Source organism: Streptomyces sp. NPDC058246, assembly GCF_042881985.1.
Classification (GTDB): Bacteria; Actinomycetota; Actinomycetes; order Streptomycetales; family Streptomycetaceae; genus Streptomyces.
The window spans coordinates 39,397-52,425 of the sequence record NZ_JBHVWZ010000039.1 but is presented as its reverse complement, the minus strand read 5'-3'; the positions used below and the strand labels follow the sequence as shown (position 1 = coordinate 52,425).

The window sequence follows — 13,029 nt, the reverse complement described above, 5'->3', positions numbered from 1 at the left end:
CCTTGCCGAGGCCTAACCTGCCGTGACAACCCGCCGAAGCCCCGAACGAACATCAACTGGCTAGACTACGCACCCTCGTGCACGCGATCGCGCCACATGCGAGCAAAGCCGTTCCCGAAGGGTTTCGAGCTTGATAGCCATCGAAGAGGTCAGCAAGCGATACGCCGACGGCACGGTGGCCGTCGATCGCCTGTCACTCCAGATACCGGACCACTCCATCACCGTTCTCGTCGGACCCTCGGGCTGCGGCAAGACCACCACGCTGCGCATGATCAACCGCATGGTCGAACCCACCAGCGGCACGATCCGGGTCGACGGCGAGGACATCCTGCGCCGGCCGGTCAACGCGCTGCGCCGTTCCATGGGTTACGTCATCCAGAACGCCGGACTCTTCCAGCACCGCACGATTCTCGACAACATCGCCACGGTGCCGCGGCTGCTCGGCTGGTCCAAGCAGCGCGCCCGGGCCCGCGCGGCCGAACTCATGGAACGGGTCGGCCTCGACCCGGGCATGGCCCGCCGCTATCCCTACCAGCTCTCCGGCGGCCAGCAGCAGCGGGTGGGCGTCGCCCGCGCACTGGCCTCGGACCCGCCGATCCTGCTCATGGACGAACCGTTCTCCGCGGTCGACCCGGTCGTGCGCCGCGGCCTCCAGGAGGAGTTGCTCCGCATCCAGGGCGAACTCGGCAAGGCGATCGTGTTCGTCACGCACGACATGGACGAGGCCATCAGGATCGGCGACCGCGTCGCCGTGCTGCGCACCGGTGGCAGGCTCGCCCAGTTCGCCGCCCCCGAGGAGCTGTTGGCGTCGCCCGCCGACCCGTTCGTGGAGGAGTTCCTGGGCGCCGACCGGGGCATCCGCGGGCTGTCGTTCCTGTCCACCCGCGAACTCGCACTCGACCGCTCCCGGGTCTTCCCCGTCGGCTCCGACTGGCAGGAGATCGCCGGGCGCGACAAGACGCGGGCGCCGGTGCTCGTGACCGACGCCGGCGGCGAACCGCTCGGCTGGGCCGACCTCACCACGTGGGGCGGCGACGTCCAGGCCCTCGAACCGTACGGGCAGAGCTTCGAGGTGGGCCGGGACTCACTGCGGGTCGCCCTGGACCGGGCCGTCCTGTCCCCCACCGGTCAGGCGGTCGCGGTGGACGGGGCGGGACAGGTGCTCGGGATCGCCGGACAGGAGACCGTCGCCGCGGCGATCCGCGCCGCCCGGCGGCGACAGGCCACCGAGTCCGCCGAGGGCCCGTCGGACTCCCGGCAGGAGCCGTCCCCGACGAAGGCCGTGCGATGAACGGCTTCTTCGACATTCCGAGCGACCTCCAGCACAGCTATCTCGGGCTGATCTCCTGGCACATGCAGGAGGCGCTGCTCCCGGTGCTCGCCGGTCTGCTCCTCGCGCTGCCGATCGGCATGCTGTGCGTCCGCTTCGACTGGCTCTATCCGCCGGTGCTGTGGGCCACGACCGTGCTCTACGCGATCCCGTCGCTGGCCTTCTTCGTGGTGCTCATCGACTACACCGGGCTGAGCCGGCTCACCGTGATGATCCCGCTGTGTCTCTACAGTCTGGTGATCCTCGTCCCCTCGGTGGTCGACGGCGTCCGCTCGGTCCCCGAGGAGACGAACGCCGCGGCGGCCGCCATGGGCATCGGCTACGTACGCCGCTACCTCCAGGTCCAACTGCCCATCGCCGTACCGGCGATCATGGCGGGACTGCGGGTGGCGACCGCGTCCAGCATCAGCCTGGTCAGCGTCGGCGCGCTGATCGGCAACCAGGGCGCGCTCGGCAACCTCCTGACCACCGCGATGCTCTACCACCGGCCGGTCCTCGCGGTGAACTCGGTGGTCACCACCGCCGTCCTCGCGGTGCTGGTCGACGCGCTGCTGGTGCTGCTGCGGCGGGTGCTCACCCCCTGGCAGCCGCCGTCCGGCCGCGGTGCCGGGCGCCGTACGGCCACGATCGCCGCCGCCCGCACCCCGGAGAGCGTCTCGTGAACGTGCTGAACTACATCCAGTCCTTCTTCAGCGACGGCTCGCACTGGCACGGCTACGACGGCATCCCGCAGCGCGTCTGGGAACACCTCCAGTACTCCGCGGCGGCCCTCGCGATCGCCGCGGCCATCGGCCTGCCCACCGGGCTGGTCACCGGACACACCGGCCGTGGCGGCAACGCGCTGGCCTTCGTGTCCGCGGGGGCCCGGGCGCTGCCCACCTTCGGACTGCTGGTGCTGATGTTCGTCTGGCTCGGCCTCGGCGTGCTGCCCGTGATGATCCCGCTCGTGGTGCTGGCGGTGCCGCCGGTCCTCATCACCACGTACGAGGCGATCCGCAATGTCGATCCCTCGCCCGTCGACGCCGCCCGCGGTATGGGCATGCCGGAGGGGAAGATCCTGCTCCAGGTCGAGGTGCCCGCGGCGCTGCCGCTCATCCTCAGCGGGCTGCGCTCGGCGGCGATCCAGATCGTGTCGACGGCGACGATCGCGGCCTATGTGAGCCTCGGCGGTGTCGGCCGCTACATCGTGGACGGCCTCTACCAGCGCAACTACGAGAAGGTCGTCGGCGGGGCCACTCTCACCGCCGTCCTCGCCCTGCTCGTCCTGGTGCTGTTCTGGGCCGTGGCCCGGCTGGCGGTGTCCCCGGGCGTGCGCAGGCGCCGGGCGGCCTGACCGCCGTACGCGAGTGGAGGGGGACGGGCTCGGGGCCCGTCCCCCTTCAGCGTTCCGCGGTGGCCAGCGCGTGTTCGAGGACGACGAGCAACGCGTCCCGTACGGAGCCGCGTTCACGCGCGTCGAACACGGTGAGGGGCACGTGGTCGGCGACGTCGAGGGCCCACCGTACGTCGTCCAGATCGTGCTCGATCTTGCCGTCGAAGGCGTTGACGGCCACCGCGAAGGGGATCTCGCGGTGCTCGAAGTAGTCGACGGCCGCGTAGCAGTCGTCGAGCCGGCGGGTGTCGACGATGACGAGACCGCCCAGTGCGCCGTCGACCAGGTCGTCCCACATGAAGCCGAACCGCTCCTGGCCGGGCGTCCCGAACAGGTAGAGCTTCAGGGTCGGGTCGAGAGTGACGCAGCCGAAGTCCATGGCGACGGTCGTCGTCATCTTCTCCGGGGTGTGGCTGAGGTCGTCGACACCCGCGGCGACCGAGGTGATGGACGCCTCGGTGGTCAGCGGCTCGATCTCGGAAATCGCGCCCACCGTGGTGGTCTTGCCCACGCCGAAGCCGCCCGCGATCACCATCTTCACCGGCAGCGGCGGCCGGGGCCCGTCGGCGTCAGCCCTCACGGATCGCGCCCCGGGAGTCGGGGATAGCTCGGAGACCATCGATAACCCTTCGCAATACGGTGGCATCGCGGGCGGAGTCGGCCTGCGGTGCGTACAAGGCCAGTTGACCGTCGGCGCGCAGATCGTCGGCGAGCACCCGGATCACATTCAAGTGCATCCGCAGTTTCGCCGCGATCTCCGCCAGCGACTGCGGCTGGCGGCAGACCGTGATGATGTCGCGGTGCTGTTCGAAGACGAAGGCGTCCAGGGCCGCGAGTCCCACGTCCGTGGCCACCACCTGTGTCTCGATCGGGATCGGCGGTACGAGACTGTCGCCCCCGGCGATCCGCCCCGCGGTCAGCAGGAACGGCCGGACGACCGAGGCGGGGGGCTCCACTCCCCACCCGGCGTCGTCGGTGCCCGATGGCTCCCCGGCCGTCATCACGTCCTCCCCCTTCGCTTCGCGGGCCGTCACCGGTCATGTGACGGCCCGTCGGGCCTCAACCGGTGGGCGCGATGCCCACGGTGTTCTTCAACTCCATGACCAGCTGCGGGCTCAGGACCGCGCCGGCCCGGTTGGCGAAGAGGGTCATCTCGTACGCGATGTTGCCGAGCTTCGCCTCCTTGGAGGCGACCACGCCGAGGACCGCGCCCGCGCCGAGCGCGGAGACCAGGACGTGCCCTTCCTCGAGGTCGATGATGACCTTGTTCAGGGCGCCCAGGCCGTAGTTGCCGGAGGCGCCCATGGCGAGGCTGGTGATCCCCGAGACGATCGCCGCGAGCCGCTCCGAGTCCGCCTGTCCGCGCAGTTGGGACACCGCGATGAGCAGTCCGTCGGAGGAGACACCGATCACGTCGACGACCCCGGCCGTCTCGGTGGCGAATCGATTGAGCAGCCAATTGAAGTCGGCAGCGGCGGTCTTCACGTCCGTCACCGGCGCCACGGCTCCGGACTCCGGCTCGCCTGTCCACATGGTCACGTGCTCATGCCTTCCGAGGATGAGGGTCTGCTGTTCCGTGCTGGGTTGGAGCGGGGTTATCTGAGGCGGGTGGAGTCTGGACGCCTGGCCGGGTTCCCTGTGGGGTCGGGGCGTCAGGCCGGCCTCCCGGTGGGGGCGGGGTACCGGGCCAGGTTCCCGGTGAGGTCGGGACGTCGGGCCGGGTTCCCGGTGGGGACGGGGCGTAAGGCCGGCTTCCGGGTCGGGTCGCGCCGGTGGTCCGGCCCTCGGTCGCGCTGTCGCGCTGGGCGCGCCGGACGGCCGCCTCGAACTCGTCGAGCTCGTCGCGTGCCGCCTCCGCGTCCGTGGGCTGCCAGGCGGGCGGCCGCCCATTGCTCGGGACGGGCCGTTCGGGCAGTCGGCTCGACGCGGTGGTGGCCGACAGGGTCGCCCCGCGCACCCGGCGGCGCAGCTGACCGGCCTCACCGGGCCTCGACGCCGCCGCCGTGCCGGACCGGCCGTCGCCGCCGTTGCCGTACTGCGGCCCGAACCCGCCGACCGCACCCGGCACCGTACCGCGCCCGACCGGTCCGCGTGCCCGGCCGTCCGGGGCCGTACCGCGCCCAGCCGTCTCCCGTGCCCCGCCGTCCGGTTCCGTACCGCGCCCGACCGGTCCGCGCCTCTCGGCGCCCGGGACCATACCGCTCCCGCTCGTCTCGCGTGACCCGGCGCCCGGGGCCATACCGCGCCCACCCGTCTCGCGGGTCCCGGCGCCCGTGTCCGGCTGGGCGCCGCGTTGCCTGAGCCGGGGCGTGCCGGGGCCGTTCGCCGGGTGGGCGAGAACGCCCTCGCCGCCGGTGCCGACCGGGGTTTCCGGGCGGCGGGCGTGGCCGGGGCCGTCGGCGCCGCGGGGTCGCGCGGGAACCCGGCGGGGCAGGCCCGAGGGGCCGGGCGGCGCCTCCACCTTCGCGGGGCGCGGCTCCGCGCCGCCGGAGCGGCGGGCGGGCGGCAGGATGTGCGGGGCCCGTGCGGCGGTCTGGGCCGGGTCGGTGAGCAGGAGGTGGGACGCGGGGACCGCGACGGTGGCCGTGACACCGCCGCCCGGGGTGCGGGACAGGACGACCTCGATGCCCCAGCGCCGGGACAGTCCGCCGACCACGAACAGGCCGAGGACCTCCGTCGGGGCCAGGTCGAGGCGCTCGCGGCGGATCAGGCGGGCGTTCTCCTGCGCCAGCCGATCGGGGCTCATCCCGAGTCCGTGGTCGATGATCTCGACGAGGGCGCCGGCGGAGCCGTGCCGGGGGCGCAGGACCACCTCGACGCCGCTGGTCGCCGGGGAGAACATCACCGCGTTCTCCAGGAGTTCCGCCAGCATCAGCGTCAGATCGCCGACGATGTCGGGGGCGACGGTGACATCGCCCTCGGCGTGCGGGGTGACCCGCTGGAAGCCCTCGATCTGGCCGAGCGCCGCGCGGACGATGTTGCTGAGCCGCATGGGTTCGGTGTTGAGGCCCGTCTCGCTGATCCCCGCGAGCAGCATCAGGCTGTCGGCGTTGCGCTGCAGACGTACGGCGATGTGGTCGATGCGGTAGAGCCGGTCCAGTACCTCCGGGTCGGTCTCACCGCGCTCCACCGAGTCGATCAGCGCGAGTTGACGTGCCGTCAGGTTACTGACGCGGCGGCCGACGTTGCCGAACATCTCGGCGATGTTGCGACGGCTGACGACCTGCCGCTCCAGCAGGGCGGTCGCCGTGACCTGAACCTGGTTGAAGGCCTCGGCGAGTTCACCGATCTCGTCGCGCACCGGCACCGGTACGGCTTCCAGGCGCGGCGGGCTCGCGTCGTCGGCGTCGTCGTCGGCGACCCGGGCCAGTTCGGTCTCGGCCGCGGTGGCCACGTGCTGGGCCGCCCCGGTGAGCGTCCGCACGGTCCGCACCACGGAGCGGCGCACCAGCACGGAGAAGAGGAGCCAGGCCCCGAAGGCGAGCAGGGTGCCGGCGATCAGCCAAGCCGCCTGCAGCCAGGCGTCGTTGGAGGCGTCCTGGGTGTCGGCGGCGATCTCGCCGATGAGTTTCTGGACGATCTTCAGCCGGTTCTGGGCCTGCCGCTCATAGGTGGGGTCGGCCTTCAGCGCGTCGCCGAGCGCGGCCCGCAGCTGTGCCGAGCTCTCGGCGACCTGGCCGCTGGGGTCGACCTGGAGCGCGGCCCAGTGCTGGGTGATGACGCTCTGGTACGGGCTGTGTTCGATCCCGGCGAGGTCGGCGCCCTGTCCCTGGGTGGCGAGCCGGGTGAACCGCTGGGCCTGGGAGGTGTACTGGTCATAGTCGCCGACGGCGGCGGTGAACTCGATGAGCGCGTTGGGGTCCCGGGTGCGGGCGGCGAAGACACTGGTCTCGAACGAGGCGTGGGCGGTGTCGGCCCGCAGCAGCGCGTCGAGCAGATTGCCCGCGGACGACGAGGACTCGCTGGCCGCCTGTCCGAGTCCGAGACCGTTGATGAGGCCCACGATCACCGATCCGTACGCGGGGTCGATGTTGTCGGCGGGGATCGGGCCCTGCTCGATGGTCTTGCGGAGGCTGTCCAGGCCCTCCAGTTCCTTGAGCGCCTGCGCCTCGGCGTCGGGCAGCCGGTCCCCGTAGGCCGAGCGGACTGCCTCGGCCTGGGCGTCGGCCTTCTGCTGCGCCTGGAGGTAGGAGGAGGTGTCGGGCGGGCTGTCGCCGGAGTGGGCGGCCTCGTAGCGCAGGGAGACGAGGAGCGCCTGCCGGTGCTCGGTCTGCACGCCGTCGATGAGTTGGGCCACCTGCGCGCTGTCCCACACGAGTTGGGCGGTCTCGGCGACGGAGCGGGCCCGGTCGACCTGGCCGTAGACGACGTAGGCGAGCATCGCGGAGACGACCGTGAGCGGCACGATCACCAGGACGTTGAGTTTCCGGCGAAATGGCCAACGGTCGAGAAGTGATGGCGTCCGGCCTATTCGGGGAACGGTGACTGTCTCCCCCGAGTCCATTCGGGGAGCTGTCGGCGGCCGTCCCGGGACAGCCCTTTTGTGCGCGGGCACCCAACCTCCTCGACTTCGTTCCCCGTGGAAGCCCTTGGCCCGGGCTGCGTGGTTCAGCAATCGCGACAGAGCGCTCAGGCCGACAAGTGGAACAAGGCCCTCGACGCGGCCAACATTAGCGGTTGCCGCAAGAGTACGGCCATGATCAACCAAAAACTGACATGCGGTTACGCCGGATTCGCTCGTATTTTGGTCACGTTGTGCGCACGGGGTGAAGCCGTGCGGTCCCCATCGGTGATCTATTCGTGTCTTGACGGTCCGTGAGGGGCCTCGCTTGGATCGTCTGGACCGTCAACATCCGCGCCTTCCGGCCCCCATCGCCCCACCCATGCCAAGTCTGGATGACCAACGTGACCATCGCCAGAAGCACCAGAACGTCCGCAACGTACGCTGTTTCCCTGCTGGTTGTGGCCTCGGCCGCACTGACGGGCTGCGGTTCCTCCGACGGCTCCGGCAAGAGCGACCCGTTGAAGGGGGACTCCGCCAAGGGCGGGACCGTCGTTGTCGGTTCCAACAACTTCCCCGAGAGCATCCTGCTCGCCGACATCTACGGCGAGGCGCTCAAGTCCAAGGGCATCAAGGTCAGTTACAAGCTGAACATCGGCAGCCGCGAGACCACCTACGGCCTGATCAAGAACGGCACGATCACGGTCCTGCCGGAGTACAACGGGGCCCTGCTCGCCTACCTGAACGCCAAGGCGGCCCCGACGACGGTCGAGGAGACCAGCAAGGCGATCAGCGCCGAACTGGACCCGAAACTCACCCTGTTGAAGCCGTCCGCAGCCGAGGACAAGGACGCCGTCGCCGTCAACGAGGCGACGGCCAAGAAGTACAGCCTGACCGACAAGTCGACGATCGCGGACCTCGCGGACGTCGCGAAGGACCTGGTCATCGGCGGTTCGCCGGAGTTCCAGACGCGGCAGCAGGGACTGAAGGGCCTCAAGTCCGTGTACGGCCTGGAATTCAAATCCTTCAAGGCGCTGGACGCGGGCGGTCCGCTGACGGTGGCCGCACTCAAGGGGAACAACATCCAGGCCGCAGATATTTTCACGACGGACCCCGGAATCAGCAAGAACAAGTTTGTAGTGCTCCAGGATCCCAAGAATCTCTTCGGATTCGAGAACGTAACTCCGCTGGCATACAAGAGCAATCTGTCGTCGGCCGGAGTTTCCGCACTCAATGACGTCTCCGCGAAGCTCGATACGGCGACCCTGGTCAAACTGAACAGCCAGGTACAGGACGACAACAAGGACCCGCTGGACGTCGCGAAGGCGTGGCTGTCCTCCGCCGGACTGAACTGACGGATGCCGCTGCTCGACGGCCGGAGCGGCAGTCCGCTCCGGCCGGCCATCGGCGTCCCGGCCACCGGGGCGGCGTTACTCGACGGTCACGGCCTCGATGCGGCCACGGTCGCCCGGATCGCCGACCGCCTGGTTCCGCCCGCCCCGCATCCGGCGGCGCTGGAGGCGATGGAGCGCACCCGATGGGCCGCGCGCGAGCTGGCCGCGCGGGGTGCCCGGGTGTACGGACGCAGCACCGGCGTCGGCGCGCACCGGGGCGTCGCCGTCGAGGAGCGCGACGGCGCGGGCCACGACCTGCGGCTCCTGCTCAGCCACGCGGGCGGCATCGGCGATACCCTGCCCGCGCGGCAGGTCCGCGCGATGATGGCGGTGCGCACCAACCAACTGCTCGCCGCGGGCTCGGGCTTGGGCCCCGAGATCGCCGTGGCCATGGCGGACGCGCTCCGCGCCGGGGCGTATCCCCGCGTCCAGGAGTACGGGTCGGTCGGCACCGGCGACCTGACGGCACTGGCCCAGTTGGGGCTGGCGCTCTTCGGGCACGGCTCGTGGCAACGGGACGAGAGCGCCGACGAGGAGGGGTTCCCCGAGCCGCTGAAGATCCGACGCGGCGACGCGCTCGCCCTGTTGAGCAGCAACGCCCTCACCCTCGGCCAGTCGGCGCTCGCCTGCCACGACCTCGGCGGCCTGCTCCGCGCCGCCCACGTGGTGGCCGCGCTCGCACTGCACGCGACAGACGGCTCCCTGGAGGCGTACGCGCCCGAGGTCCACCGTGCCCACCCGCATCCGGCGATCGGACGGGCGGCGGCTCGTGTACGGGGGCTGCTCGGCGCGCCGGAGCGGCCGGTTTCGCCCCCCGCGCGCGTGCAGGATCCCTTCGGTTTCCGGTGCTTCCCCCAGGCCCATGGTCCGGCGACGGAGGCGTGCGCGGCCCTGGAACATGTGCTGTCGATCGACCTCAACTCCGCCGTCGAGAACCCCCTCATCGGGCGGGACGAGCGGACGCGTGCGCCTGTCGCCCACCACCACGGTGGGTTCTTCGCCACGCCGCTCACCCTGGCGCTCGACCAGCTGGGACTCGCCGTCCTCGGCACGGCACGGCTCTCCGCCGCCCGGCTGTCCGGCCTCGGCCGCGCCGAACTGACGGGGCTGCGCTCCTACTTGGCCGACGAGGCCTCGGCGGGCTCGGGGATGATGATCCTGGAGTACAGCGCCGCCGCGGCCCTCGCCGAGATCCAGGCGTGCGCCGCCCCCGCCGCCCTCGGGCACGTGGTGCTGTCGCAAGGGCTGGAGGAGGCGGCGAGCTTCGCCACCCAGGCGGCCCGCAAGTCGCTACGGCTGGCCCACGCGTACCGGCTGGTCCTGGGCTGCGAACTGGTCGCCGCCGTACGGGCCCTGCGTCAGCGCGGTGCCGCACCCGATCCGAGGACCCCGGCGGGCCGCGCGTACGTCCGCGCGGCGGCGGTGCTGGACCCGGCCATGACGGACCGCCCCCTCACGGACGACGTGACCGATGCCGCAGCCCTCCTCGACGAGTTGGCGGAACTCGTCGAGGAGAGCTGATGTCGAGGAGAGCTGATATCCAGGAGAGCTGATGTCGAGGAGAGCTGATCGGGCCGCGGAGCCGGGCACCGGAGGTCGGGAGGCGGCGGGCCGGGGTCGGGGGCCCGGGGCCGGGGCCGGGGCCAAGGGCCGGGGCCGGGGCCAAGGGCCGGGGCCGGGGCCAAGGGCCGGGGCCGGGACCAGGGGCCCGAGGCCGGGGGCCCGAGGCCGGGAGCCCGAGCCGGGCGTCCGAGGCCGGGGCCAGGTGCCCGAGGCCGGGGCCGGGGGCCCGAGGCCGGGGCCAGGGGCCCGAGGCCGGGGGCCCGAGCCGGGCGTCCGAGCCGGGCGTCCGAGGCCGGGGGCCGGGTCGGCGGTTCGGGGGCGGGGGTCGGACACGCGCTCTCGGCGTCCGGCGCCGGGTCCGGAACCTCCGTAGCGTCAGCCCCGCACGCCCGGCGCGACGGTCTCCGCCTCCGCGACCGACACCTCGTCGTGGGACGCGCGGAGCGTCCCGGTGGCCCGGCCGGCGCGCTGCGCCGGGACGAGCAGCGCGGCCAGCGCGGCGGCGAGGCAGAGCAGGGCGAGCAGGCTGAACCCGTGGGTGTAACCGGACGCGTACGGCAGGCCCGAGGGCTGGACACGGCCGGTCACCAGGACACTGGTCACCGCGGCGCCGATGGACCCGCCGATGGTGCGGATGTTGGCGTTCATTCCGGTCGCGGCGCCGGTCTGTTCGGCCGGGACACTGCCGACGATCAGATTGGCCATGGACGCGAAGGCCAGTCCGATGCCGAGCCCGAACACGCCCGCCGCGAAGGCGACTTGCCACTGCCGGTCGTGCCAGAGGGCGAGGAATCCGCAGGCGACCGCGCCGAGCGCGGCCCCCGTGGTGAGCAGCTTCTTCGCGCCCAGCACCGGCTCCAGTCGGCCGCTCAGCACGCCCGAGCAGAACATCGCGATCAGCATCGGCAGCATGAGCAGTCCGGCCGTCGTGACGCTCGCGCCGAAGCCGTAACCGGCTGAGCGTGGCGTCTGGACGAAGCCGGGCAGGAAGGACCAGATCGCGTACATGCCCGCGCCGAACAGCAGCGCGGCGGTGTTCGTGGTCCACACGGCGGGCAGTCGCATGATGCGCAGGTCGATCAGCGGGCTGCGGGAGCGCGCCTCGGCGGCCAGCCACGCCGCGAAGAGCAGCACGGCGGCGACGAACAGACCGATCACGCGGGCCGATCCCCACCCCCAGTGGTTCGCCTGGCTGAGCGGCAGCAGCAGGGCCACCAGCCAGCCCGAGAGGAGGAGGGCGCCGAGCCAGTTGACGCGTCCCTCGGCCCGGCTGGGCGACTCGGGGACGTAGCGCAGGGCGATCAGCGTGGTGACCGCGACGATGCCGACGGGGAGCCAGAACAGCCAGCGGTAGTCGAGCGCGGTCACGATGGGACCGGCCGCCACGATGCCGACCCCGCCGCCGGCGGCGATGACGGCGGACAGGTTGCTGATGCTGCCGCTCACCTCCGACGGGCGGAACTCGTCCCGGATGATGCCGAAGGACAGCGGGAACAGCGCGCCGCCTATGCCCTGGACGACCCGGGCGACGATCAGTACGCCGATGGTCGGCGCGAGCGCGGCGAGCAGACACCCGATCGTCACCGTCACGAGGACCGCGACAAGGGTGCGTTTCTTGCCGACGAGGTCGCCGACCCGGCCCAGGATCGGCGTGAAGACCGAGGCGGACAGCAGGTAGGCCGTCATCACCCAGGTCGCGGTGGACTGCGAGGTGTGCAGGGCGTGTTGAACGGTCGGCAGGGCCGGCGCGATCAGCGACTGGAGCATGGAGAACACGCCCGCACCGGTCGCGAGGACCGCGAAGGTGAGGCGGGTGGAGTTCCGGGGCATGAAAAACCTCTCCGAAGAGGTTGCGGCCGATGTCGTGCGGCCACGGTCGTACGGGCAGAGCAGAGCAGGCCGCGGGTCTGCGCCGATGCGCCGCGGGGCAGTCTTGACTGCGCCGACGAGCGCGCTGAGCGGTCGCGGGGCGGACGGAGCGGATGGAGCAGCAGGAGGATGGAGCGGATGGCGGTCGGGCGGTGCGCACGGCGCAGGGCCCGGAGGGCGGTCGGAGCTCGAGGTGCGGTCTGTGCGCGGGGTGGATGCGTCGACGAGGCGTACGGCCGCACGCATCCACGCGGAACACACCCCGACTGGTAAAGTGGAGGTACCCCTCCACTGTAGCGGAGGCATACCTCCGCTTCAACCTCGTACCCCGCCAGGAGGCAGCAGTGCCGGCTCAGCCGTTCCCCGTCAGCGAGCTCGTCGCGGCACAGCGCCCGCACCGCAAGGACGCCGCGCGCAACTACGACGCCCTGCTGGACGCCGCGCGTGAGGCGTTCGCGGAGAGCGGCGCGGAGGCCTCACTGGAGGACATCGCCCGTCGCGCGGGCGTCGGCATCGGCACGCTCTACCGGAACTTCCCCACCCGCCGCCACCTCTTCGAGAGCGTCTACGCGGACGAGGTGAACGCCCTGTGCCAGGTGGCGCGGGACGTCGCAGAACTGGAGCCGTGGCAGGCGCTGACCTCGTGGCTGCGCCGGTTCGTGGACTACACGGTGACCAAGCGGGCCATCCGCGAGGCGCTCAACAACGAGTCGGAGATCTTCCTCGCCTGCCGGGACTCGATGTACCAGGCGGGCGGCCCGCTGTTCGACCGGGCGCAGCAGGCCGGAGAGGCCCGCGCCGACATGGACTTCGACGACCTGCTGCGCATGGTCGCCGGGATCACCTCGACCAGCTTCCTCGACGACGCCCAGCGCGACCGTGTCCTGGCGGTCGCCCTCGACGGCGTCCGCGCCCGCCACTGAGGCGCGCCTCGGCCGGGGAGCACCCCGCCGGGGCCGGACGAACAGCAACGGACGAACGGCCGAGGCCGCCTCCATGG

11 protein-coding genes are annotated in these 13,029 nt (G+C 71.7%); 6 read left to right on the top strand and 5 right to left on the bottom strand.

Features of this window, described 5'->3' with window-relative positions; all coding sequences use genetic code 11:
• The first annotated feature begins 130 nt into the window (after positions 1-130).
• Genes ACFVXA_RS35975 through ACFVXA_RS35965 form a run of 3 tightly spaced genes read left to right on the top strand, consistent with a single transcriptional unit; the run spans position 131 to position 2,663 of the window.
• Positions 131-1,291, top strand: coding sequence for an ABC transporter ATP-binding protein (locus ACFVXA_RS35975; RefSeq protein WP_390028313.1), 1,161 nt, complete (start codon positions 131-133; stop codon positions 1,289-1,291).
• A complete protein-coding gene (locus ACFVXA_RS35970) occupies positions 1,288-1,992 on the top strand; it encodes an ABC transporter permease (protein WP_383746010.1) in 705 nt (234 codons plus the stop codon). The genes ACFVXA_RS35975 and ACFVXA_RS35970 overlap by 4 nt, the downstream gene beginning before the upstream one ends.
• Positions 1,989-2,663: an ABC transporter permease gene (locus ACFVXA_RS35965; protein ID WP_390028312.1), complete on the top strand. Its 675-nt coding sequence runs from the start codon at positions 1,989-1,991 to the stop codon at positions 2,661-2,663. Before ACFVXA_RS35970 ends, ACFVXA_RS35965 begins: the two co-directional genes overlap by 4 nt.
• Before the next feature lie 46 nt (positions 2,664-2,709).
• On the opposite strand, the gene ACFVXA_RS35960 is transcribed toward ACFVXA_RS35965, so the two are convergent.
• Genes ACFVXA_RS35960 through ACFVXA_RS35945 form a run of 4 tightly spaced genes read right to left on the bottom strand, consistent with a single transcriptional unit; the run spans position 2,710 to position 7,113 of the window.
• Positions 2,710-3,321 carry an ATP/GTP-binding protein gene (locus ACFVXA_RS35960; protein WP_383746006.1) on the bottom strand — a complete coding sequence of 204 codons (612 nt, stop codon included), beginning with the start codon at positions 3,319-3,321 and terminating at the stop codon, positions 2,710-2,712.
• Complete coding sequence (locus ACFVXA_RS35955; RefSeq protein WP_362032915.1) at positions 3,272-3,703, bottom strand: DUF742 domain-containing protein; 432 nt, start codon at positions 3,701-3,703, stop codon at positions 3,272-3,274. Before ACFVXA_RS35955 ends, ACFVXA_RS35960 begins: the two co-directional genes overlap by 50 nt.
• 58 nt (positions 3,704-3,761) lie before the next feature.
• The gene (locus ACFVXA_RS35950) at positions 3,762-4,235 is read right to left on the bottom strand and encodes a roadblock/LC7 domain-containing protein (RefSeq protein WP_362032932.1); all 474 of its coding nucleotides are present in this window, start codon (positions 4,233-4,235) and stop codon (positions 3,762-3,764) included.
• Positions 4,236-4,245: 10 nt separating this feature from the next.
• Positions 4,246-7,113 (bottom strand): ATP-binding protein, encoded by a 2,868-nt coding sequence (locus ACFVXA_RS35945; protein ID WP_390028310.1) that lies wholly within the window; start codon positions 7,111-7,113, stop codon positions 4,246-4,248.
• A gap of 485 nt (positions 7,114-7,598) precedes the next feature.
• Here ACFVXA_RS35945 and ACFVXA_RS35940 point away from each other — a divergent pair, with 485 nt between their 5' ends.
• Together ACFVXA_RS35940 and ACFVXA_RS35935 are read left to right on the top strand one after the other, a co-directional pair.
• Positions 7,599-8,558: an ABC transporter substrate-binding protein gene (locus ACFVXA_RS35940; protein ID WP_383910980.1), complete on the top strand. Its 960-nt coding sequence runs from the start codon at positions 7,599-7,601 to the stop codon at positions 8,556-8,558.
• Positions 8,559-8,561: 3 nt separating this feature from the next.
• Positions 8,562-10,118, top strand: a complete 1,557-nt coding sequence (locus ACFVXA_RS35935) for an aromatic amino acid lyase (protein WP_390028308.1) — start codon at positions 8,562-8,564, stop codon at positions 10,116-10,118.
• 417 nt (positions 10,119-10,535) lie between these two features.
• Here ACFVXA_RS35935 and ACFVXA_RS35930 read toward each other — a convergent pair whose 3' ends face one another.
• The gene (locus tag ACFVXA_RS35930) at positions 10,536-11,990 is read right to left on the bottom strand and encodes an MFS transporter (RefSeq protein ID WP_390028307.1); all 1,455 of its coding nucleotides are present in this window, start codon (positions 11,988-11,990) and stop codon (positions 10,536-10,538) included.
• Positions 11,991-12,373: 383 nt separating this feature from the next.
• Between ACFVXA_RS35930 and ACFVXA_RS35925 the strand changes: the two genes are divergently transcribed.
• Positions 12,374-12,952, top strand: a complete 579-nt coding sequence (locus ACFVXA_RS35925; RefSeq protein WP_390028306.1) for a TetR/AcrR family transcriptional regulator — start codon at positions 12,374-12,376, stop codon at positions 12,950-12,952.
• The last annotated feature ends 77 nt before the right edge of the window (positions 12,953-13,029 follow it).

What these genes read in the sequence shown, in the direction of transcription:
- ACFVXA_RS35970 (WP_383746010.1), top strand. Translation starts at nt 1,288, where the DNA reads ATGAACGGCTTCTTCGACATTCCGAGCGACCTCCAGCACAGCTATCTC.
- ACFVXA_RS35960 (WP_383746006.1), bottom strand. Translation starts at nt 3,321, where the DNA reads ATGGTCTCCGAGCTATCCCCGACTCCCGGGGCGCGATCCGTGAGGGCT.
- ACFVXA_RS35955 (WP_362032915.1), bottom strand. Translation starts at nt 3,703, where the DNA reads ATGACGGCCGGGGAGCCATCGGGCACCGACGACGCCGGGTGGGGAGTG.
- ACFVXA_RS35950 (WP_362032932.1), bottom strand. Translation starts at nt 4,235, where the DNA reads ATGTGGACAGGCGAGCCGGAGTCCGGAGCCGTGGCGCCGGTGACGGAC.
- ACFVXA_RS35940 (WP_383910980.1), top strand. Translation starts at nt 7,599, where the DNA reads ATGACCAACGTGACCATCGCCAGAAGCACCAGAACGTCCGCAACGTAC.
- ACFVXA_RS35935 (WP_390028308.1), top strand. Translation starts at nt 8,562, where the DNA reads ATGCCGCTGCTCGACGGCCGGAGCGGCAGTCCGCTCCGGCCGGCCATC.
- ACFVXA_RS35930 (WP_390028307.1), bottom strand. Translation starts at nt 11,990, where the DNA reads ATGCCCCGGAACTCCACCCGCCTCACCTTCGCGGTCCTCGCGACCGGT.